The organism is Endozoicomonas ascidiicola (assembly GCF_001646945.1).
Taxonomy (GTDB): domain Bacteria; phylum Pseudomonadota; class Gammaproteobacteria; order Pseudomonadales; family Endozoicomonadaceae; genus Endozoicomonas; species Endozoicomonas ascidiicola.
This window is the reverse complement of the sequence record NZ_LUTV01000005.1, coordinates 156,833-177,201: the sequence shown is the minus strand read 5'-3', so window position 1 is coordinate 177,201 and position 20,369 is coordinate 156,833. Positions and strand designations below refer to the sequence as shown.

Annotated in this window: 23 protein-coding genes; 19 read left to right on the top strand and 4 right to left on the bottom strand. The window is 45.4% G+C overall.

What is annotated here, in order from left to right; genetic code table 11:
• Positions 1-31: 31 nt before the first annotated feature.
• The 14 genes from AKL11_RS14705 to frdD all read left to right on the top strand — a co-directional run bounded on the left by AKL11_RS14705 (position 32) and on the right by frdD (position 13,586).
• A complete protein-coding gene (locus AKL11_RS14705; RefSeq protein ID WP_067518776.1) occupies positions 32-889 on the top strand; it encodes a hypothetical protein in 858 nt (285 codons plus the stop codon).
• A gap of 73 nt (positions 890-962) precedes the next feature.
• A complete protein-coding gene (locus tag AKL11_RS14700) occupies positions 963-1,430 on the top strand; it encodes a SycD/LcrH family type III secretion system chaperone (protein WP_245673223.1) in 468 nt (155 codons plus the stop codon).
• Positions 1,431-1,449: 19 nt separating this feature from the next.
• Positions 1,450-3,006 (top strand): type III secretion system translocon subunit SseC family protein, encoded by a 1,557-nt coding sequence (gene sctE, locus AKL11_RS14695; RefSeq protein WP_067518774.1) that lies wholly within the window; start codon positions 1,450-1,452, stop codon positions 3,004-3,006.
• 71 nt (positions 3,007-3,077) lie between these two features.
• Positions 3,078-4,580: a beta-ketoacyl-[acyl-carrier-protein] synthase family protein gene (locus tag AKL11_RS14690; protein ID WP_067518772.1), complete on the top strand. Its 1,503-nt coding sequence runs from the start codon at positions 3,078-3,080 to the stop codon at positions 4,578-4,580.
• Positions 4,581-4,654: 74 nt separating this feature from the next.
• Positions 4,655-6,910, top strand: coding sequence for a TyeA family type III secretion system gatekeeper subunit (locus AKL11_RS14685; protein ID WP_067518770.1), 2,256 nt, complete (start codon positions 4,655-4,657; stop codon positions 6,908-6,910).
• A 20-nt stretch (positions 6,911-6,930) separates the two neighbouring features.
• The gene (locus AKL11_RS14680; protein ID WP_067518768.1) at positions 6,931-7,296 is read left to right on the top strand and encodes a type III secretion system chaperone family protein; all 366 of its coding nucleotides are present in this window, start codon (positions 6,931-6,933) and stop codon (positions 7,294-7,296) included.
• A gap of 94 nt (positions 7,297-7,390) precedes the next feature.
• Positions 7,391-7,819: an EscF/YscF/HrpA family type III secretion system needle major subunit gene (locus AKL11_RS14675; RefSeq protein ID WP_067518767.1), complete on the top strand. Its 429-nt coding sequence runs from the start codon at positions 7,391-7,393 to the stop codon at positions 7,817-7,819.
• 100 nt (positions 7,820-7,919) lie between these two features.
• Positions 7,920-8,705, top strand: coding sequence for a type III secretion system inner membrane ring lipoprotein SctJ (gene sctJ, locus AKL11_RS14670; RefSeq protein ID WP_067518765.1), 786 nt, complete (start codon positions 7,920-7,922; stop codon positions 8,703-8,705).
• Positions 8,706-8,713: 8 nt separating this feature from the next.
• Entirely contained in the window at positions 8,714-9,406 is a 693-nt protein-coding gene (locus AKL11_RS14665) for a SctK family type III secretion system sorting platform protein (RefSeq protein WP_067518763.1), read from the top strand.
• Positions 9,385-10,053, top strand: coding sequence for an HrpE/YscL family type III secretion apparatus protein (locus tag AKL11_RS14660; protein WP_067518761.1), 669 nt, complete (start codon positions 9,385-9,387; stop codon positions 10,051-10,053). Before AKL11_RS14665 ends, AKL11_RS14660 begins: the two co-directional genes overlap by 22 nt.
• A gap of 240 nt (positions 10,054-10,293) precedes the next feature.
• Positions 10,294-12,078, top strand: a complete 1,785-nt coding sequence (frdA, locus tag AKL11_RS14655; protein ID WP_067518759.1) for a fumarate reductase (quinol) flavoprotein subunit — start codon at positions 10,294-10,296, stop codon at positions 12,076-12,078.
• A 4-nt stretch (positions 12,079-12,082) separates the two neighbouring features.
• Entirely contained in the window at positions 12,083-12,832 is a 750-nt protein-coding gene (locus AKL11_RS14650) for a succinate dehydrogenase/fumarate reductase iron-sulfur subunit (RefSeq protein WP_067518757.1), read from the top strand.
• Entirely contained in the window at positions 12,832-13,221 is a 390-nt protein-coding gene (locus tag AKL11_RS14645) for a fumarate reductase subunit C (RefSeq protein ID WP_095210409.1), read from the top strand. The genes AKL11_RS14650 and AKL11_RS14645 overlap by 1 nt, the downstream gene beginning before the upstream one ends.
• An 11-nt stretch (positions 13,222-13,232) precedes the next feature.
• Positions 13,233-13,586, top strand: a complete 354-nt coding sequence (gene frdD, locus AKL11_RS14640) for a fumarate reductase subunit FrdD (RefSeq protein ID WP_067518753.1) — start codon at positions 13,233-13,235, stop codon at positions 13,584-13,586.
• A 31-nt stretch (positions 13,587-13,617) separates the two neighbouring features.
• Here the strand turns inward: frdD and AKL11_RS14635 are convergent, their stop codons facing one another.
• Positions 13,618-14,349, bottom strand: a complete 732-nt coding sequence (locus tag AKL11_RS14635; protein WP_067518751.1) for a hypothetical protein — start codon at positions 14,347-14,349, stop codon at positions 13,618-13,620.
• A 119-nt stretch (positions 14,350-14,468) separates the two neighbouring features.
• Between AKL11_RS14635 and AKL11_RS14630 the strand changes: the two genes are divergently transcribed.
• Positions 14,469-15,164: an SDR family oxidoreductase gene (locus tag AKL11_RS14630; protein WP_067518749.1), complete on the top strand. Its 696-nt coding sequence runs from the start codon at positions 14,469-14,471 to the stop codon at positions 15,162-15,164.
• A gap of 86 nt (positions 15,165-15,250) precedes the next feature.
• Positions 15,251-15,901, top strand: a complete 651-nt coding sequence (locus AKL11_RS14625; RefSeq protein ID WP_067518747.1) for a DUF7847 domain-containing protein — start codon at positions 15,251-15,253, stop codon at positions 15,899-15,901.
• On the opposite strand, the gene AKL11_RS14620 is transcribed toward AKL11_RS14625, so the two are convergent.
• From AKL11_RS14620 to AKL11_RS14610, 3 genes are all read right to left on the bottom strand, one after another.
• Positions 15,893-16,222 (bottom strand): Hpt domain-containing protein, encoded by a 330-nt coding sequence (locus AKL11_RS14620; protein WP_067518745.1) that lies wholly within the window; start codon positions 16,220-16,222, stop codon positions 15,893-15,895. The genes AKL11_RS14625 and AKL11_RS14620 overlap by 9 nt on opposite strands.
• A gap of 57 nt (positions 16,223-16,279) precedes the next feature.
• Positions 16,280-18,259 (bottom strand): DUF1631 family protein, encoded by a 1,980-nt coding sequence (locus AKL11_RS14615; protein ID WP_095210408.1) that lies wholly within the window; start codon positions 18,257-18,259, stop codon positions 16,280-16,282.
• Positions 18,260-18,417: 158 nt separating this feature from the next.
• On the bottom strand, positions 18,418-18,702 hold the full coding sequence (locus AKL11_RS14610) for a hypothetical protein (RefSeq protein WP_067518741.1): 285 nt from the start codon (positions 18,700-18,702) through the stop codon (positions 18,418-18,420).
• A 56-nt stretch (positions 18,703-18,758) separates the two neighbouring features.
• Here AKL11_RS14610 and AKL11_RS26475 point away from each other — a divergent pair, with 56 nt between their 5' ends.
• From AKL11_RS26475 to mnmL, 3 genes are all read left to right on the top strand, one after another.
• Positions 18,759-18,881, top strand: coding sequence for a hypothetical protein (locus AKL11_RS26475; protein WP_301335658.1), 123 nt, complete (start codon positions 18,759-18,761; stop codon positions 18,879-18,881).
• 24 nt (positions 18,882-18,905) lie between these two features.
• Positions 18,906-19,211 carry a hypothetical protein gene (locus AKL11_RS14605; protein ID WP_067518738.1) on the top strand — a complete coding sequence of 102 codons (306 nt, stop codon included), beginning with the start codon at positions 18,906-18,908 and terminating at the stop codon, positions 19,209-19,211.
• 93 nt (positions 19,212-19,304) lie between these two features.
• A complete protein-coding gene (gene mnmL / locus AKL11_RS14600; protein WP_067518736.1) occupies positions 19,305-20,210 on the top strand; it encodes a tRNA modification radical SAM protein MnmL/YtqA in 906 nt (301 codons plus the stop codon).
• Positions 20,211-20,369: the final 159 nt, after the last annotated feature.

Here is a 20,369-nt window from a genome sequence, read left to right as displayed (position 1 = left end):
ATTATTTCACTCAACCAGCAGGGAGTTAATTATGAGTGCTCCAGTAGATGGATATACTCCCAGTGCGGAGCCAAGCACAGGGAGCGGGGACGGTTCAGGATCATATATTGTTAAACTGAACACTGACCGCTTAGATACTTTGCGAGCAGCAGGGTATTCCGATCATCAGATAGAAGCTTTGCTGTCATTGGCTGATCCTGATGATGAAGGTAACTCACTAGAGCCACGGCATTTTCATACTGTTAATAAAGAGACCCTGAATGCTCTGAGATACAGGGGAAAGTTAAATGAAGCCACCAAGGATCTGATCTATCTTCAGGCTCCGGTTGCTCTTGTTCAGGAAGTCAGTGACCCTGGTAATTGGAGTGGTGATACCTATCTGGGGCCAGGGGCCTCTGAGGTTCGAACCTTTATGTTGGGCGAATCAGTTGACCTGACCAAGCCAAGCCTGGATGCATTGATGCTGTCAGTACTGAGTGCAAGAGCTGATATTTTGCAGGGGCAGCTGGAAGATCAGATTAAGGCGATTCAAGAGAGGAATGATTTATTAGAAGAAGCGAATCAGATGTTGGCCAGAGCCAGGGACTTGAAAAACCAGGCGGGAACATCAGGTTTGTCAACTATGCCTGCTGATATGGTTGAATTCTGGATTAAGCTTGATGCAAAGAGATCCAGAACTGGTGATGATGAAAATCACAATTCATCAGAATGGGATGTTAATATTGAAGGTGTGAAAGGACGGATTGAGGCTTTAACCAGTGAGTCTCAGTTAGATACAACCAGACTCCAGCAAACAATTAACAAATATAATCAAACTTTTGAGCTGCTGAGTAACTTTATTAACCGATATTTCCAGTCTGTCAGTTCTATTATTCAGAATTTGAGATAGATAACTGCATGAAAACAAAAATTATAAGCTAGAGTGATTTTTATAACATGTTTGATTTCAAGGAGGGGCGAACGTGAATGATAATGAACTGAATGGCGAAACCTTTGAGGATGAATTAATGGGGTTCTTTTCAAAGGGAGGCACGTTTAAAGATTTAAAAGACGTGAGTGACGATGCCATGGAGGCAATCTATTCTGTGGCCTATAACCTCTATCAAAGTGGGAAGTATGATGAGGCTCAACAGATTTTTCAGTTTCTCTGCTTTTATGACCACTTCAACCGTAAATACTTTATGGGCCTTGGTGCCTGTCAGCAAATGAAAAAAGAGTTTGATAAGGCTATAGAAGTGTTTTCATTTGCTACCTTGCTGGACTCTGACGATCCCCGCCCAATGATTTATATCGGAGATTGTCATATGGGTAAGGGTGACAAAGAAAAAGCCAAAATTGCCTATGAAACCTCCATGGATTGGGCAGGTGAAAGTACTGATTATGCTCAAGATATTGAGCGTGCCAAAAACATGCTGGAAAATCTTGAATAACGTTTAAAGGAGTATTCGTATGTCGTCTTCCATTCCACAGGGCTCTGTACCTCCGGAACACAATACCAACCCTTCTGTATTATTGGGGACAGATCAAGCCGAAGCGGAAAGGCTTGGTAAGCTGAACCAAAAAGATAAGGTAGACCGGGGGTTTTCAAATCAGAACAGTGCATCACTGGCTCCACCGAAGGAAGATGCTGACTTTACAGCCGGCACTGTAAGGATTGAACCACCTGCTGAAGGTGCTGACTCGCCTTCAGGTAAGGTTCTGAAAGAAGTTGAAGTATTGAAAGAGCTCACGAACTTCTTCAAGCCGGGCAGCAAAGGGCAGGAAGTTTTAACCGGTGGTCAGCTGGAGCAGGTGGGGCAGGAGATTTTTGATAAAGCATTGAAAAAGCTGAACCCTCTGGCAAAGCATATCAGCACTATTCAGGGTAACAGGGAGCATTTGCACTCACTAGGTTACAGTGATGCGCTTATTGATGGTCTTCTGTCTCTTGCGAATCCGGAGGATACTGATAATTCATTGTCCTCCATGCACTCATTCTCAGCCAGGTTGTCTGGCAAACTTCAAGGCGATCCATCATTGCAGAATCTGCATGATCTCTTCGGTGATGTGTTGACTCAGTTTGCGGGTCTTGAAGGTGGGCCACCAGAAGTTCTTGATGACATAAAAGCCAGCCTTCAAGCATTTACCAGTAAGCATTTAAGTGCAGGTAAAATACTGGATGTTGATGCAGCTTCCCTCATGCTGATGGAGTTACAAACTAAGCTGCAAAATAATCGTCTGGTATTTAGCCAAGAAACGATAAAAACACTGCAGGTTGAAAGAGAGCAACAGTCGAAAAAACGCCTCGATAAAATAATGGAGTCCATCGAAAAGGCTAAAGAAGCCGAAAAATCTGGCATGGTTGGTAAGATATTTGGCTACATCGCCTTGGCTATTATGGCGATCGTAACAGCTGTAGTTACTGTTGTTACCGGTGGCGCTGCTGCAGGTCTTATGGTTGCAGCATTGGTTATTATGGTGTTGATGGTGGCTTCGTCAGAGAGCGGCACTAACTTTATGACCAACTGGGCTGGTGAAGATGGCGAGCTGGGTATGAGTATTTTCTGGAATGTTCTGGCTGCAGTCTTGACGGTTGGCGCTGGTTTTGCCGCTTCAGCAGGGTCTGGTGCATCTACTGCCGCAAACGCTGCGGGAGCTGGAGCTAAGGGCGCACAGGTTGGTGCCAGTGCGGCAACGGGCGCTTCAGTTGCAGGGAAAACCGCAAAACTGGCTGCAGTTGCAGAAAAATTAACGCGGTGGGGGCAATATGCTGCAGGCGCTACAATGGCCGCAGATGGTGCTGCCAGCGCTGCCAGTACTAAATATCAGTTTGATGCTGATCTGCTGAGGGCAGACGCAAAAGAAATTTATGCATTCATTCTTCGAAATCAGCAATTAATTGATGAGAATGTTGAGGATATTCAAAAAGTCATCGAAGAGCTTCAGCAGGGCTACTCAACTATCGCCAGCATTCTCAAAGATAACCATGATACAAAGATAAAACTTCTATCTTATGTTAAAGGCTAAGTTCAGTAGATTGATCTGGGATATTGAATCATAAAATTGAAAAGACATATATGTCGACAGGAGGTTAACGTATGACTGAAGTAAATAATTCAGGTGCTGTACACCATACTCAACAACAGGCACCTATTCTTGATGCTGGAAAGCTTCCAGGTAAGGAAAGGATCTCCGGTGGTCAGTTGGACGGTAAAGATTTGACAGTTTCTAGCAGGGATGCGGCTCAAAATGAGTTTATTAATAGCAAAGGTGAAGTGGCGCCTCAATTAGAAACTCCTGGGGACACATCGTTGCTTGATCTTGAGTCGGCGTCGGTCAAAATTGCAGAAATCAGCAAGCATGCTGAGGAGTCTCTTAAATCTACACGTGCATTATTGAGTAATATTGTCAGTGGAAAGGTAACTCCGGAGCAGACTGCGCAGCTACAGCAGCATGCAGCAGCACTTCTTGAAACCAGTGAGTATGTGGATAATCTCCAAGGAAAAGGACTGGATAACACCAAAGGAAAAGAGAGTGTTTTAGCGGCGCTTGGCTTTAGCGATGCTCAGTTGGAAGCACTTTTGTCTTTGGCTAATCCGGATGATGCAGGAAGCTCTCTTGCGTCACTGCATGGAGGCGCTCGAAGCCTTGACGCTAAAGCTTCGGTGCTGAGGAGCCTTGGTTTCAGTGATAGCCAGATAGATGTACTGTTATCTATGGCTAATCCTGATGATGATGGCAATAGTCTTGCTTCTTTGCATCAGTCGGGGGCGGGGGCTAAAGAACTATTGAAGGCCATGGGTTTTCAGCAGCAACAGATAGACAAGTTGATCGGTCTGTTGAATGGAGCTCTGGATAGTTCAGGATTTTCTGAGCAGGCTGCATTGTTAAAGAAAATGGGATTCACGGATGCTCAGGCTGAAACGATCTTGAGCAATAGCGATAATCTAAAGCTGAAAGAACAGAAAAAATTACTGGAAAGCGCGTCCAGTGAGCAAAGTAATTTACTGAAATCTGCAGGTATTGGCTTTAATACTTTGTCGGCTAATCAAGTGTTTGGCCCAGAAATTCTTGAACAGCTAGTTGATATGTTTGCTGTGATGGAGTTGCTCCATAAAATGAGTGTAGAGCAGCGAAAAAATGCGAGAATAAGCCGCTCGATCAACTATGAAGCAGCCAAACAGCAGGTTCTTGTTCAAGCCGAAAAAATGAAAGAGGCCGCCGTTAAAACAGCCATAGCTGGATTTATCAGTGCCGGTACAAAGATGGCTGCCGGTATAGCGCAGGGGGGCTTTGCACTTAAGTCAAGTAAGGCTCCGACTGATGGCGTTAGACAATCTCAGGTAGCTATTGGTAACGCCCTAAGCAGTGTTATCACCAGTATGGGTGATATTGGTAAAACCGGACTGGATTATGCAGCTACGCAGGATCAGGCAGAAATTAAAGTGCGAGAAGCAATACAGAGAACCTATGATAATGCGGCTCAATCTGACAGTGAATTCCTGAATATGCATCAGGATATGATCCGAAATGTTCAAAGTAAAATGGATGAGATTATTCGTTCATGGTTTGAAACTCTAAAATCAACTACACGTGTTTAATTTTTACGATTAAGCCTATTTTTTATCAGGATTAGCCAACCAGGAGGGTTGGCTATGCAACAGCAGAGGACGCTATGGCAATTGCGGATGGCCCAAGCTCGATCGCCACTCAGGCACCTACGAATAAAGCATTCTTTGACGTTCCAGGTGATATAAAGCAGCGTAGCTTTGGAACAGGTACTGCATCCAATGGTGATAATGTAACTGCGCTTAAACAAACAAGTGCTTTAGAGGCAAGTACTGATATTGCTGAAGAAATCTCACAGGCTCTGACAAAGTTCAAAAAATGGGATAAAAGAGAAGTTGGTCAGAGCGATTCACATCAAGAAAATATGCTTGAGTTAATACGTAAGATTCAGGCAGTTGAGAAAATTGATGGTATTGACGAGTTCAAAAATGATTTAGCCAATAAGCCTAATTTGACCAGTAAAGACTATCAAAGAGAGGCTGAAAAGAAATTCCCAGATGCTTTTCATCAGTATATTGCTTTATATGAAGCGGCAATGGCTTTTGAACAAGCTAATGGGAAAGGCTCAGCGGATGAAATTTTTTCGGCGGTAGATAACCTCAAGCGAGATAATAGACAGGCCATTCAAATTGGCCTGAACCTTACTGAAGAGGCGGCCAGACTCTCTGATGAAACGGGGCTGATGTCTATTCCTGAAACCCGCCGTGAATATCAGGATCATGTTAAAGATCACAAAAGCCTCAATCAGGCTTATGTTGAAATTAATAAGCGTCATGGTTCCAAAAACTTTGAAACAGCAGTGGATATTCAGCTTAAACTTCTTGCTACGGACTTGGCCTGCGTTGATAAGTCTACATCCGGGACACGCTTAAAAGCGATTCTTGATGATATGCAGAAACTGAAAGTTCTGGTGGGTGTTCATGATAATTGTGTCGAAACTCAGGAGCAGATTGCCAGGGCACCTTTCAATTTAGAGGTTGCTGCTCATGAATATCTCGGAAGTATTCTTGGTCTTATAGATAGGCAGTGGATTACAGAAGCTGATTTTTCCGGTTTAGCTAAAGAGATGAATGTTAATGAGCTTCAGGCAAAAATTTTCTTTATGAATAAAACGGCTGAAACAGTGCGAATGTTACCTGAAGAAATATTTGTCAACGTAGAAGCCAAACAGCAAATGGTTTCTGCGGTTCAGGAGGTTCAGGATTCACTGGTGATTCAGGAAGAAGGTTCAGATAAACCCATTGATGATAAAGATGGCATCATTGGCGAAATTGATGTGCAGAGTAATGGGATTCTCAACGATATTGCACATCAGATGGGCTACGACCTTTCCGGTTCATCTTCTGAAAATAAAATGCCAGGTGTGCTGCAGAAGAGTTCGGCTCAAGCTGCGGATACAAAAAAATCTGCGGTGGAAGCCAATAGTGGAAATGAGGGTGCCACAAATGTCAGTGCTTCTGAACCTGAATCTTACAGAGGGCTTTCTGATGAAAAGCTTGTTGAGATTCAGGACGTAAAGCTTAAGCGAGCCGATGAAATTCAACAGCTGAATGGTGAAAAATATGTGTTCGATAGCGCTGTTGATGCCCTTAAACGTGCTCAGGAAAATGGGCCAGGTGAAGTCCTGAAGACCCTGAAGGCCTTAACCCAGAAAAGGGGGGAAAGTGTTGCTCGTAGTTTGAAAGTACACATTATTCCGGATGGTCAAAAGGAAGCTATTAACCTTATTCCTCCTGATAAAATATTGAAGGATAAAACGCCGGAAGAGATAAATGATTTGGTTCAGACTGCCATTGACCTATTAGAAGCGCAAAGTGCTAAACAATTCAAAAGTGTGGACTTTATACAGTTACAGAAAGAGTTGGAAGATCTTCGAAGATCTATCATGGAACTTGATAGAAACATGAAGACTAAGGTTAATAACCGCTCTAAAGGTATGAAGCAGTTCTACCAGCTCGAGTTGAGAAAAGTGGCTGTTCATGCTTCTGGGGCTGGGGTTGCAGTAGGAGCAGCCGAGGATTATGACGCTCGTGATGAGAACACATTGAAAATTCAACGTGCTAAAGCAACTGGCAGGCCCCAAGCACTCAGACCCACTGTTAAAGCGGCTAAAACAACCAAATTTGATATGGACGATGATGGTTATAATTCTGAATCAGATTTTGAGGGTGAGCCTGATGATAATGGCCCCGTATATAATCCAGGCGACGTTGATTTCAGTCCTGATGCCGGGAGCTTTAATGATGATGGCGCTGGTGGCGAAAACCCTCAGCCCGATGATGGTCAGCCAGAGGGGCAGGGTGATCAGACTGGAGATGGTGATTTCGATGAAGGCTTTGGGGATGGCACTGAAGTAAACTGAGATTTTAAAAGGAGAAGGTAATGGACTGGAAGGATGAAGTCCTTGCAGATGTTGGCAATGGAATGGGAGTCAGCGGGCTGAATTTTGGTCCAGAGGGCGTGATTTGCTTTGAGTATGAGCGAAGTGGCTCTTTGTACATGGAGCAAAAAGAAGACGGTGTTTTAATGTATCTACACCGAGATATTGACGCTTTTAACCCCTTGCCAGCCATGGAAAAGGCCTTGAAAGGGTGTCACTTTACAAACAGTTATGCATGGCCATTGCAGGTTGGACTTAAAGATAATCAATTATTTATCGGTTTGTTTTTGGTTGATAATGAATTTGACCGCCCTAGTGTGGAAAAAGCCATTCAGTATCTGATGTCCAAGCTTGATCAGCTAACCTGATAAGTAAATCAGTATATTTTAATTCCAAAACGATCCAGTTCCCCGGGAGAGAGGCAGTACCTCAGAACTGAATAAAGCTCAGAGGTCTCTTGCTATGGTTGATAAAATTACCAAACCCGGTGATTTGGGTGATAAGGCTTTTGATAAAGCCAAAGAAGGCTTGTCAACATCGGATCAGCCGGATGATGATTCTGCAGGGCGTTTTGCCGAGTTGGTTTCCGGTGATCTTAAAAGTCCACCTCAAGCAGCTTATGAAACGGCTGCCGCGGAAGGTGTCATTGCTGATGATCCAGGTTTAACCCTTGGTGACAAAGTACTAAGGGGTATGCAAGGGCTGAGGAATCATGTTGAAGACAGGGCTGATCTGGTTAAGGGGCACCTTGCTCCCGGAGAGGCGATGAGTATGAAAGATATGTTTAATACTCAGCTAGCTATGACGAACTTGATGGTTACTGAGGATTATATTGGCAAAATTGTCAGTAAGAGCACTCAAACCTTCGATACACTTCTACGTAACCAGTGATATTTATTCTTAATCTATCCCGATCTTCTGATAAGTTTTCTACCTCCTGGCCGTTAACAGAGAGGTAGAATTCAATTAAACATCGATAGGGTCACCTCATATGAAACAGGGGGTTCTCAAGAGCTTTAGGCTGATACTGGTGGTTTTTTCCAGTCTTATCTTGTTGGGATGTAAAGTAGAGCTATATTCAGGTCTTGATGAGAAAGAAGGCAATCAAATGCTGGCTATTCTCATGGAGAACGGTATTTCCAGTGACAAGCTGATAGATAAAGACAAAGTGGTGACGCTATTGGTGGACGGAGAAGATGTTTCCAGATCCATCAGGGTGTTAAACAACTATGGCTACCCCAAGGAAAAATACTCTTCTATTGGTGACATATTCCCTAAAGATGGTTTGATCTCTTCTCCAACCGAAGAGCGAGCCAGATATACCTATTCCATGTCTCAGGAGTTGTCGTCTACCTTGTCAATGATCGACGGTGTCGTGGTTGCCCGGGTACATGTTGTTCTGCCTCAAGAGCAAGACAGCTTAACAGACGTGACTTATCCTTCTTCAGCCTCAGTATTTATTAAGTACACCACAGAGCTGGAATTGGCAGGCTTTATACCTAAAGTAAAAACACTGGTTGCTAACAGTATTGAAGGTTTATCCCTTGAGAAGATTTCGGTTTCAATATTTCCTGCGACTCGTCTGAATGCATCTTTTTCCAATACATCGTCGACTGAAACGGTGTTATTTGTTGACGTGCCCGAAAGTTCTGCCGGGATATTTCGTTTAGGTTTATACGCATTATTGATTCTGCTCCTTCTCGCAGCTGTAGCAACAGGCTATGTTTATTGGATCGATGCTCAGAAGCGACGAAAAAAAACAGCTCAGTCAGAGTGAGTTAGGCCATGAATAGCCAAAGTAATAGGCAGGACGACAGTGGGCAAAGTCTGTTTAATTTGGCCATAAAGTTTAACTTTTATCCTGTTCGGTATGCGCATCCCAGTTGGCTTCAGAAAGATGAAAATTTTCGAGTGATTGAGTCACTGAAGTCAGACCCGGCAGCGCATTTCAGTCTTTCCGCCTACTTGCTCAAAAAGTTCAATCTTCAAGGCGCATTTGATTTTGATTTTGGACGGTTTGATAAGCGGGTAGTCTTTGCCAGTGCAGCAGAGATTGAACAACTGGCTTTTTATATTGGTCTGGTCACTAATGAAGAGGTGATTCGCTCCGTCGTGCGCAGAGAAGAAAGGTCGGCATTAAAGCAGTGCCTTGGTGAAGAGGCTTACCGATTTGCCGTAAAGAAGGCTCAGTTTATCAGTAGGACTGCTGTGAAATCGGGTCCGAGTATCTTGATCGATTGGGGTAACCTGGATCGTTTTAAGGCGTACTTGATCTCAACCGGACAGAGTGTCATGGCCTCTGCATTTTCAGACGTGCCAGAAGCCTTCAGGCAGCGGCTGATCATGAAAATGCCGAGAAGCTGGCAGACCCCATTGAGTAAGCCGTCCGATACCGGTCTTACCAGTCCTCAATGCATTTCTCTACTTTTAAAAACACATAAAGAGGTGAATCGACAGTGGCGGCACCTGTTATCCTGAACAACGTTCGTTTGGAGTTGGATCCAAGCTGCAAAGTGCTCAAGGCCAATGATTACGTTGAATACCTTGAAGCGGATGAAATCATGCAGGCTGCCCATCAGCAGGCTGAGAAAATAAAAGAAGAGGCCAGGCAGGCCTACGAAGACGAAAAAAAACGGGGCTATAAAGAGGGAATGACCAAGGCCCGTGAAGATCAGACTGACCATATGTTAAAAGTGGTGAGTCGGACGATTAATTACCTTTCCGATATAGAAGACACGCTGGCGAATATTTTACTCTCCGGGGTCAAAAAGATTATCGGCGAGTTTAACCAGGAAGAGTTAGCTGTGAATCTGGTTAAAAACGCGTTACAGCATGTTAGAAGTGAAAAGCACGTCACTGTTCGTATACCTCCTGCCCATTACAGTGCAGTACAGGCGCGATTGAATGAAATTCTGGCAGATTATAAAGGTGTTGGTTTTATTGATCTGGTGGCAGATCCTCGATTGTCTGCCGGAGACTGCATCATGGAAAGTGAGATTGGTGTGGTTGATACCAGCATTGAGGTGCAACTGAAAGCGCTGCAGAAGCGTTTTGACAGCTTGAAATCCATTGCGGCCAGAACAAGAGAGGCTGAAATGGTCGCGAAAACTGATTCAGATCAATAGGTTGTGTCTATAATCTTGTGCGTTCATTCAATGGTGAATAGGATGTAGTTATATACGCATATAAGGAGCCCGATTTTATCGTGGCTTTCCGAAAAGTTGGTGTATTTTTGTTCTGTATCAATAGCATTACTGTCCAGCTCCTATAAAATCCTTTCTTGAATTTTTAACCCTTCTCATAAAACTCCAAATAAGCCGAAGACTGCGCTCAATGTTGCAGTATAAGGCGTTAGAGGTTTGCGTATGCAGGTCATAAAGGCTGATGTAGCCATTGTCGGTGCCGGTGGCGCCGGGCTGCGGGCTGCGATTGCCGTTGCTGAAAAAAATCCTGAACTGAAAGTGGCTTTGATCTCCAAAGTCTACCCGATGCGCAGTCACACCGTCGCTGCCGAAGGCGGTTCTGCCGGTGTTATTCAGGATCACGATTCCCTGGAAAACCACTTTGTCGATACCGTTGCCGGTGGCGACTGGCTGTGCGATCAGGATGTGGTTGATTACTTCGTATCCCACTCTACCGAAGAAATGATTCGTCTGGAGCACTGGGGCTGCCCATGGAACCGTAAAGACGACGGTGACGTTAACGTTCGTGCCTTTGGTGGTATGAAGATTGAACGCACCTGGTTTGCGGCGGATAAATCCGGCTTCCACATGCTGCATACTCTGTATCAGACGTCTACCAAGTATCCATCCATCGAACGTTACGATGAGTTCTTTGCTACTGATCTGATCATGGAAGATGGTCGTGCTCAGGGTGTTGTGGCCATCGAAGTGAAGACCGGTGAACCTAAAGTGTTCCTGGCCAAGTCTGTTGTGTTTGCAACCGGCGGCTCTGGTCGTATTTTCCGTTTTAACACCAACGGCGCTATTGTCACCGGCGACGGTCATGCCATGGCGCTGCGCGCTGGTGCACCTTTGCGTGATATGGAATTTGTTCAATACCACCCAACCGGTCTGCCAGGCTCTGGCGTACTGATGACCGAAGGTTGTCGTGGCGAAGGTGGTATTCTTTTGAACAAAGATGGCTATCGTTATCTGCAGGATTACGGTCTCGGACCAGAAACGCCGGTTGGGCAGCCAAAGAACAAATATATGGAGCTGGGCCCGCGGGACAAACTGTCTCAGGCGTTCTGGCAGGAGCAGCGTAAAGGTCGCACCATCGATACGCCTCTAGGCGACGCTGTCCACCTTGATTTGCGTCATCTGGGCGAGCAGAAACTGATGGAGCGTCTGCCACTGATCTGTTCTTTGGCGAAAAACTATCTGGGCGTTGACCCGGTTCACCAGCCCATTCCGGTTCGTCCTGCGGTGCATTACACCATGGGTGGTATTCGTTCCGACATTAACTGTGCGACAGATATCGCAGGTTTGTTTGCTGCTGGTGAATGTGCCAGCGTGGGTATGCACGGCGCTAACCGTCTGGGGTCTAACTCTCTGGCGGAAACCGTAGTATTCGGTAAAGTAGCCGGTGAAAGTGCCGCTGATTTTGCTTCCCAGAACGTAATGTCTGACGAAGGTAAATTGGTTGATCAGGCGCGTGCTCACTTGGCTCGTATCGAAAGCCTGCGCAATGCCAACGGCACCGAGAAAGCTTCTCACCTGCGTCACGAAATGGTGAAAACCATGGAAGACAACTTCGGTATCTACCGTATCGGTGAAGAGATGCAGGCGGGTCTGGATAAGATCTCCGAACTCCGTGACCGCTTCAAGAATGTGAAAGTAGAAGACAAGAGTAAGGTATTCAACACCGAACTGCTCCAGGCCTTCGAACTGCAAAGCTCCCTGATGGTGGCTGAGTGTATGGCCATTGGTGGTGTCGAGCGTAAAGAATCCCGTGGTGCTCATCAGCGTATCGACGGTTTTGAAGCCCGAGACGACGTGAACTTCCTGAAGCATTCTGTCGCCTATTTCAATGGTGATGCGAAGCCACGTCTGGAATACCAGGACGTTAACGTGACCCGCTTCCAGCCAGAAGAGCGTGTATACGGCGCTGCTGCTGAAAAGCAGGCAGCTGAGAAGGAAGGGAAGTAAGGCCATGAGTAACCAAACCATTACCATCGAGATTCTCCGCTACAACCCGGAGACCGATGACAAGCCAACGTTTGGCAAGTTCGATATTCCTTACAACGAAGACTGGTCCATGCTGGACGCCCTTGAGCACATCAAGGACGAGCTGGATGCTACGTTGTCTTACCGCTGGTCTTGCCGTATGGCGGTGTGCGGTAGCTGCGGCATGGTCATTAACGGCACACCAAAACTGGGCTGTGAGACTTTCCTGCGGGATTACTATCCAAACACCATCAAGGTTGAGCCGCTGGCGAACTTCCCGATTGAGAAAGATCTGGTGGTGGATACTGCCGACTTCATCAAGAAGCTGGAGTCTGTTAAGCCGTACATCATCAATGCCATGGAAAAGCCGGTTGAAGAGGGCGTCAACAAGCAAACGCCTAAGCAGCTCGGTCTGTACAAGCAGTTCTCCATGTGTATCAACTGCATGCTGTGCTACTCCGCCTGTCCGCAGATGGGTCTGAACCCACTGTTTACAGGTCCAGCAGTTATCGCATTGGGTCACCGTTATAATCTTGACAGCCGTGATGACGGTTACGATCAGCGTACCGAAGTGATTCAGGGTAAAGACGGCGTATGGTCTTGTACTTTTGTGGGTTACTGTTCAGAAGTTTGCCCGAAGAACGTTGACCCGGCTGCCGCCATCAACCAGAACAAACTGCAGGGTTCCCAGGATTGGGCGCTCTCTTTCCTGATGCCACGTAAAGGAGATAAGTGATGAGTCGCCGCCCTTATGTGCGCCCCATGAAGCGCACCTGGTACATGGATCATCCTTTTTACCGCAATTACATGATTCGGGAGTCGTCTGCGTTCTTCGATGGCCTGTACTGTCTGAACCTGTTTTTCGGTCTGGTTCAGTTGGTGCGTGGTGAAGAAAGCTGGAACAGCTGGCTTGATCTTCAGGCTAATCCGCTGATGATTCTGTTCACGGTAGTGACGCTGGGTCTGACCATTTATCATGCTGTGACCTACTTTGAGATGACCCCACGGGTTTTGCCTCAGCAGGTGCGTAAAATGGTTAAAGATCATGTAGTTAACAAGCTGATGTACGTTGGTCTTGCCGTGGTGTCTGCGGTGATTCTGGCTTCAGCGACATTTGGACTTTAAGGAGAGGGAACATGAGTCAGAAGCGTCATATTGAACCTCTGTTGTGGAGTCTGTTCGGTGCTGGTGGTACGACCATCGCTTTTTTCTTTCCGGCCATTATCTTTGTGGTTGGTCTGGGTGTGCCGCTGGAAATCATTCCTGCGGAAGCGCTGTCTTATGATCGTATATCTGGTTTCTTTCTGGAGAGCTGGATTGGCAAGATTGCTCTGATGGTGGCCTTGGTGCCGTCTTACTGGGCGTGTATTCACCGTGTTTATCACGGTTCTCACGATCTGGGTTTCCACCCTGCTGGCTGGGTTAAAGCGGTTTGCTATGGTGGAACATTGATTTTGAGTCTGGCAACGGTTGTATTGTTGCTGGTGTGAGAAAAAAGGGGCTTCGGCCCCTTTTTTGTAGCTACGCTTTTAGTTTTATTGATTGCAGGTGGTTGAACTCTATACGCATTTCGTGATGCGATGTTTGCAACTGATGTTTGTGATTTGTATCGTTACTCTGCCTTTTCACCATATCTAGCAGTGCCATAATTCTTAGAAGAATAACTTCATAAATGGTGGCAGACATGTGCTCCACCACCAGCTGTCGATCAGCGGCGTGTAGGTTGTGTGTGTCTATAAAATCATCCATCGCAAATCTTGCCAGAGTGCCAACCACACTGTCCGGTTTTTGATATCCGCCCAGGTAATAATGCAAAGCCCCTATTTCTTGTTGTGGCTCTTCAGGTAAACCACTCTTCAAAGTGACTGCTTTGATCATTGCGGAAAGCTTGCCAAATTGCTGGCAGATTTGATTTTGCAGGCTGGCGGGTAAGTCTATCTTTTGGTTTTGTAGTGTTTCAATAATCTGTTCAATGCTGCTTATTGTTTGACCATGAACCTCTATCGCGGAGGATAAAGCTTTCCACTTCTTTTCATTAGCAAGGCTCAGAACCATATCCAAATGCTGTTGAGTTACTTTACGTGTGGTCAACTCCTGTCCATTTGGTGATAGCGAATCTTTATCCAGATATTCATTGGGTTCTGTTTGAGCTACGTGTTTTTTCCCATACCGACCAGTTTCAACAGGTTTACTCTGATCGTTGTGAGTATGATTAACGGGGTGGCTATGGCTACCTGGTATTTTATTGGGCATTGTACACTTGCCTGATGATTATCTTTCTTAATTGAACGGCAATAGCGAATACAGACTATTGCAGGTATAACTATTTGCATCGGCCAAGAATGATTTTTCTATCATGATCGGGAGGTACTATGGAAAAGGTAGTGGTGATTACAGGTGTCAGCCGTGGGCTTGGGCTGGAAATGTGCAAGCAGTACCTTGCTTCAGGAGCCAAAGTGTATGGCTGCTCTCGTTCGCCGGAACGGTCTCAGGGCTTGCTGGAATTGAAAAGAGCCTTTGGCAGCCAGTTTGAGCTGGTTCCCCTTGATATCACCCAACCCGGGATGATTCAGAACCTGAAGTATGTGATTGAGGCGCCGGTGGATATCCTGATCAATAATGCAGGTATTTATGGGCCAGCCGGATTATCCTGGGATCAGGTAACCTCTGACCCGTGGATGGAGGTTATGCAGGTTGATGTAGTTGCGCAGTTGATGGTGGTTCAGGCGCTGGTGGAAAAGGTTGCCGCCAGTGGGGATAAAAAGATTCTGTTTATGTCCAGTAAAATGGGCAGTATGGGCGACAATCAAAAAGGCGGCAGTTATATCTACCGATCCGCGAAAGCAGCGTTGAATGCGGTAGGTAAAAGCCTGGCCATTGATTTGAAGGCGCAAGGTATCAGTGTTGGCCTTCTGCATCCGGGTTGGGTGTTAACCGATATGGGTGGGCCAAATGCGCTGATTACGGCAGATACCTCAGTGAGTGGTATGCGCAAAGTGATCGATAATTTGTCGTTGAAAAATAGCGGTCAGTTTTTTAGCTATGACGGCTCCGTAATCCCTTGGTAAGATCGTCTTTTGTATAACTAAGTACCTAACCCTATGAAATATATGATTTCATAGGGTTAGGTACTTATCGCTTCGGTTGGAAAAGCATGTCACCAGTTCGCCAGTCCCTTTATTTCTTCTCTCGCTATGGCGTTAGCATCACGGCTGTGTTTTGTCTGACAGCACTGTTTTCAACAGTGCTGAGCTATCTGTTGACTGGTCAAATTCACAGTGATGAAGCCTTAAGCAGCGGCTCTATTGAACTGTTGATTTCATCACTGATCGAACCGTTGGCTACTGGGACTGTGATTTGCTTTGTTGCGAGTCGGGATCGCGGTAATACGCTGAGCCTTATGGACAGTTTTGCTCAGGCCAGGAGCCTATATTTACCACTTGTATCGAGTTACATGCTGGTGCTTCTGGCTACATTGGTGGGCATGGGGCTGTATATTCTGCCAGGGTTGTTTTTACTTTATAAACTGATGTTTGTGGAGTATCGGGTGGTTTTGAATGGTGAGCAGCCATTGGATGCCATCAAAGGCAGTTTTGCACAAACGAAAGGGGAAATAAGGCTTTTACTTCCCGTGTTCGTTTTGTTGCTCGTTTTGTTGTTTGGATTTCAGGCAGTGACCAGCTTTCTGATTCAGGGTAGTGATCTGGCGTCACAGATACTAAAGGCGGTCTTAAATACACCGGTTCAAGCTTTTTCTGTAATTGTGGGCTTTCGGCTGTTCAGTTTGATGGATAAATCAGTCTGATAGATTTTTACAGTGTTCTTTCAAGTTATTTAAACAGGTTTCGATCTGTTCAAATAAGGTTGAATAGCGTTGTTGCTCTGGTGCCATACCGCACTGTTCCAATTCTGCTGCCAATGTCGTTAACTGGCTTGCGCCAACAATAAGCGCCCCACCTTTAATGCGGTGGGCAATACTGGCAACTAACGAATCTTGCTGATTATTGATGGCCGTTTTCAGGTTGACTAAGTCTTCTTGAGTCACCAGGAAAAAAGTGGTCAGCAGCTCTTTAACCTGCTCTACATCGCCATCAGCAATCTGTTTTAAATAATCCAGATTCAACATAATTAAATACCCGTTCCGATACGATTCTTAGTCGCCTCAGAACACTATCACTTTAACTTATCGTTTCTTGAATCGATGCATTACGGCCTGAATCGCACGGTCAAATACAGGGTTATCCTGCTCTATAACGATAGAACCGCTCTCAATTTCTTTTTTAAGGTCACTGCCTGAAATTTCAGCTACTCGCATACCTGAGCTATTTTCAAAGATATACCGATGTCGGTCTTTACTGAGTTTGGCCAGTTTGCAGCAGAATCGGTGAGAATTGCCTTTGCCCACAAACTCAATCCACTGGCCAGGCTGTAAACCTTTAATAATGATGGGCTCATTTGTTTTTTCAGAAACAGCCTCTGGATGCGAAGAGTTCAGTAAGTCTAATAATATGTCCTCCTTATCATTTTCTTTGGTATTTCTTGAAAGGATAATTTCTTCCTCGCTGTCCTCATCGAAGTCATATTCTGTTTGCTGCAAGTGGTTTAGCGCATTAGTTTCTCTGTCATCTATAACTCGTGGTTCCCGAGCTTTCGCTTGTATATCCGTTTCGTCAACAAAGATTTCATTCCAGGATATGTCAAATTCAACCGTATTATCATTAAGAGCCTTTTCTTCAATTAGTACGTTTTCTTCTTCAAACAATACGATTTCTTCTTCCAAATTTTGCTCGATTTCTTCAACAGGGTTAATAATCAGATCTAGATTATGATGAAACTCCTTGAGCGCTTCCTGAAATATGTTTGGGTTTTCACAATGGTTACTAATGATTGAGTGAACTGTATGTTCAATTAACATAAATACGTGGTGGTTATGATTTAGCTCTGTGCAGTGCTCCAGGCCTGATGCGGTGATTGTATTGAGTAATGCTCGGGCAGGGTGGTCATGGTTGGTTAAAAAACTGTCATCTTGAATGGCCTCTTTTAAAACAGGAATCTGTAGAAAGCCGAGAATTTTTTTGATTTCATCTGGCAGCTGGTGGTCTTCAATAATGAACTCGAACAGCCAGCCAATCATGTTGATCAGATCTTCATGGTGACGGGTTAGTTTTGAATTAATCCCCTGATTTTCCAGCGCCTGAGTCACCGAGTAGTGCAAATTATCAATGGATTGATTTTGAAATGTAATTTCAGACTGAATACACGTCAGTACGCGGGTAAGATCAACCGTACGAACACGGGCACCTTTGCCTTCAGAAATGATTTCACCTTCAGCTAACATGCCTTCTAACCGAGACATCAGACGATCTGCAAATGAGTCCAAAAGTACCGTGTCGTTTAGATCTGAAAGCGAACTTCCCGAGATGATTCCAGACGGTTGAGCTCCTCCCCCAGTTGAGCCGGAGCCGTTGGCTGGAGTGTCCGCGGTTTGAGTTTGAATGGGGGCAGCTGCGAATTTTGGGGGCGCTTTTATTTCCAAACCCCGTTCAATGATGATCGAATCAATTTTGGCCAGTAACTCTTCCATAGGGGACTGCAGGTGAGATGAGAACCATGTGAAAAACATCTCTTCAATATCTCTTTCCGGTGAAAGACTTTTGAGGGCAATTGAGAAACTTTCGCAAATCCGCTCTGGCATAGCGGGGTAGGTGCCTTTGTAGTCAGGGTAAAGTGCATTGAGGGTCAGGTTAATATGGCTGATGAGCTCTGCGTTTTTGTACTTTTCAAAGAGCTTTGTGGCCTTCTGCCAGAGCAGTTTGTGTTCCAGTTCTTCATTGTCCAACAGTTCCAGAGTCGGCGTCTCCAAACTTGTTTCTGCTTCTTCATAGTCATCATTGCGAAGCTCTTTCAGAAAACAGGATCTTAGTTGTTCACCGTTTTGCTTAAGGCGGTTTTTTACTTCGACCCAGCGCATGATGTCCTGATTATTATCAAGATCCTCCATGTGCAGATCCAGATGACGAAGAAGCGCTTCTTTGAGTTTATCGATGCTGGGGGAAAGGTGGTCAGTGGCCAGTTCGTTCAGTTCGGAAAACGGAAGGGTGCCTGACGGCTTTTCAAGACCGGTCGAATCAAACGGAACCACGTTCGACGATCCTATCGACATGCTGGCTACACCCCGTAACGGCTAAATACAAAGGCTGGATGAGCGTCGTTTCATACCTGAACGATGTTTACATCGAAAGAAAAGACGCTCTAACAGGCCAGCTCTGTTTATTAAGGTTCTTAAATGCGCTGTAAACGTTGGGAAGGGGAGGTTTAGCGTCAACCATCCTTCATTTCTTTTGCCATCTCCCGGGCTCTTTCGATGGCTCTATTGAAACCATTCCTGAACAGATTATCCCTGATCTGTCGTTGGAGCTCTTCCGGTGTGATTTCATCTGTGGCTTCCGCTGCATCCGCCAGCTCAGCTTCTTCTTTATCTTTCACCAGATCCGAAAAAGTCTGAGCTTGCATTGGATCCACCTTATCTACCGACCCAACATCCTGAACTTTCTGTTGATCATCATTTGGCAAGTTTTCAACATTCTTATTGGTAATGTAAGACATGCTCGTGCACTCCATCGCTGATTGCGGGCAAAAGTTACCTTCCTCACAGTCTAGCCATGGGAGAGCGCCCGATACAGGTGATTTCGGCAGAACGGGTCGGAATTGCTGCTATTTGGACGAATGGGCTGACAGCTGGTCTGGATGTTCATAAAGCCACCGGAGGCATCGCCGACAACTGAATTTAGTAAAGCCGGGAGATAGCCATGAGTGGTGAGCATTTTACGTTAACGATCAGCCAAAGTACCTCAGATGCCGGCGATTTTGCCATCCATATGAAAGAACCTGATAAGCCAGAGCAGCTTTTAGTACATTTGAGATTTATGCATCTGGCCATGTTTGATGAAACCTACCTTGATGACCTAGTGGGTGTTATGGCACGGAAGTTGGCGAAAAGGATTATTGAATGGCGAGTAGCCCCGGATGACCCCGATGCCATGCAGGCCTGTCAAGATGAAGCCAAAGCCGTGGTTCAGGAAGCCCTCGAGCGAATGAAGAAAGGCACTGGTTAGGCAATACCCATAACCCATGCGTTGAACTCCGTATAGTCGAATTTTCTGTTAGCCGTTATGTTGTCTTGTTTTTCTAGCTGACAATGATCGCCTATGGACATGACTCGTTACGTAAACACTTTTGGTCGCTATCTCCAGCAAAAATATGGGGAGAAAGTCCATAAGGTCTCGGTCAACGCATCATTTACCTGTCCAAACCGTGACGGCACCAAAGGTATTGGTGGCTGTACGTTCTGCAATAATGCGTCATTCAGCCCGGGTAGTACCAAAGCGGGTGCGATATCCGACCAAATTGCCCAGGCAAAAGAAAAAGTCAGTGCCAGAACCGGTGCGCAAAAATTTATTGCCTACTTCCAATCCTACAGTAACACCTACGGTTCAGTAGAAGACCTCAAACGCTATTATGATGAAGCGCTGGCCCAGCCAGGAATCATTGGCCTTGCAGTAGGCACTCGGCCAGATTGTGTTCCTGAGCCTGTTCTTGAACTTCTGGCAACCTATCAGCATCAAGGTTATGAAGTCTGGCTTGAGCTTGGTCTACAATCCAGCTTTGATCACACGCTAGAACGAATCAACCGTGGTCATACTTATGATGATTACGTCGACGCGGTCAATAGAGCAAAAGCACACGGCTTAAAACTATGTACGCATCTCATCGTTGGTTTACCCGGTGAAGAGCCTGAAGAAAGCCTGATCAGTTTCGATCGAGTTGTTGCGTTGGGTGTGGATGCAATCAAGATTCACCCGTTGCATATTGTTAAAGGAACGCAGCTTGCACGACAATGGCGACATGGTGAAGTCACTGAATTGACAATGGAATCTTATACAGATGTTCTGGCAGAAATGATTAACAGGGCACCAGAAGATTTGTTGTTTCACCGGCTAACCGGCTCTGGTGAGCGACAGTATTTACTGTCACCATCATGGTCCATGCACAAATGGGATGTACTTGGATTGCTATATAGAAAACTTGAAAATAGTTGTCAGACATCCAATTGAGTAGGGAATTTTTATAATTATATTGAGTATTTTTATAAATACTTGGTAATTATGATAAATGTATAGTATTTTCCAATCCCAAAATGAGCCTGAAAAGAGTATAAACCCATGATTTCAGGCCTTTCGCTTAAAGATGCCTTGAAACAGTGATTCTCTGGC

Coding starts and splice junctions, on each gene's coding strand:
- AKL11_RS14615 (WP_095210408.1), bottom strand. CDS start 18,259: ATGTCGATAGGATCGTCGAACGTGGTTCCGTTTGATTCGACCGGTCTT.
- AKL11_RS14645 (WP_095210409.1), top strand. CDS start 12,832: ATGAGTCGCCGCCCTTATGTGCGCCCCATGAAGCGCACCTGGTACATG.
- AKL11_RS14675 (WP_067518767.1), top strand. CDS start 7,391: ATGGTTGATAAAATTACCAAACCCGGTGATTTGGGTGATAAGGCTTTT.
- AKL11_RS14610 (WP_067518741.1), bottom strand. CDS start 18,702: ATGTCTTACATTACCAATAAGAATGTTGAAAACTTGCCAAATGATGAT.
- AKL11_RS14685 (WP_067518770.1), top strand. CDS start 4,655: ATGGCAATTGCGGATGGCCCAAGCTCGATCGCCACTCAGGCACCTACG.
- AKL11_RS14650 (WP_067518757.1), top strand. CDS start 12,083: ATGAGTAACCAAACCATTACCATCGAGATTCTCCGCTACAACCCGGAG.
- AKL11_RS14690 (WP_067518772.1), top strand. CDS start 3,078: ATGACTGAAGTAAATAATTCAGGTGCTGTACACCATACTCAACAACAG.
- frdA (WP_067518759.1), top strand. CDS start 10,294: ATGCAGGTCATAAAGGCTGATGTAGCCATTGTCGGTGCCGGTGGCGCC.
- AKL11_RS14630 (WP_067518749.1), top strand. CDS start 14,469: ATGGAAAAGGTAGTGGTGATTACAGGTGTCAGCCGTGGGCTTGGGCTG.
- AKL11_RS14680 (WP_067518768.1), top strand. CDS start 6,931: ATGGACTGGAAGGATGAAGTCCTTGCAGATGTTGGCAATGGAATGGGA.
- AKL11_RS26475 (WP_301335658.1), top strand. CDS start 18,759: ATGGGAGAGCGCCCGATACAGGTGATTTCGGCAGAACGGGTCGGAATT.
- sctJ (WP_067518765.1), top strand. CDS start 7,920: ATGAAACAGGGGGTTCTCAAGAGCTTTAGGCTGATACTGGTGGTTTTT.
- AKL11_RS14635 (WP_067518751.1), bottom strand. CDS start 14,349: ATGCCCAATAAAATACCAGGTAGCCATAGCCACCCCGTTAATCATACT.
- AKL11_RS14705 (WP_067518776.1), top strand. CDS start 32: ATGAGTGCTCCAGTAGATGGATATACTCCCAGTGCGGAGCCAAGCACA.
- AKL11_RS14620 (WP_067518745.1), bottom strand. CDS start 16,222: ATGTTGAATCTGGATTATTTAAAACAGATTGCTGATGGCGATGTAGAG.
- mnmL (WP_067518736.1), top strand. CDS start 19,305: ATGGACATGACTCGTTACGTAAACACTTTTGGTCGCTATCTCCAGCAA.
- sctE (WP_067518774.1), top strand. CDS start 1,450: ATGTCGTCTTCCATTCCACAGGGCTCTGTACCTCCGGAACACAATACC.
- AKL11_RS14665 (WP_067518763.1), top strand. CDS start 8,714: ATGAATAGCCAAAGTAATAGGCAGGACGACAGTGGGCAAAGTCTGTTT.
- AKL11_RS14605 (WP_067518738.1), top strand. CDS start 18,906: ATGAGTGGTGAGCATTTTACGTTAACGATCAGCCAAAGTACCTCAGAT.
- AKL11_RS14625 (WP_067518747.1), top strand. CDS start 15,251: ATGTCACCAGTTCGCCAGTCCCTTTATTTCTTCTCTCGCTATGGCGTT.
- frdD (WP_067518753.1), top strand. CDS start 13,233: ATGAGTCAGAAGCGTCATATTGAACCTCTGTTGTGGAGTCTGTTCGGT.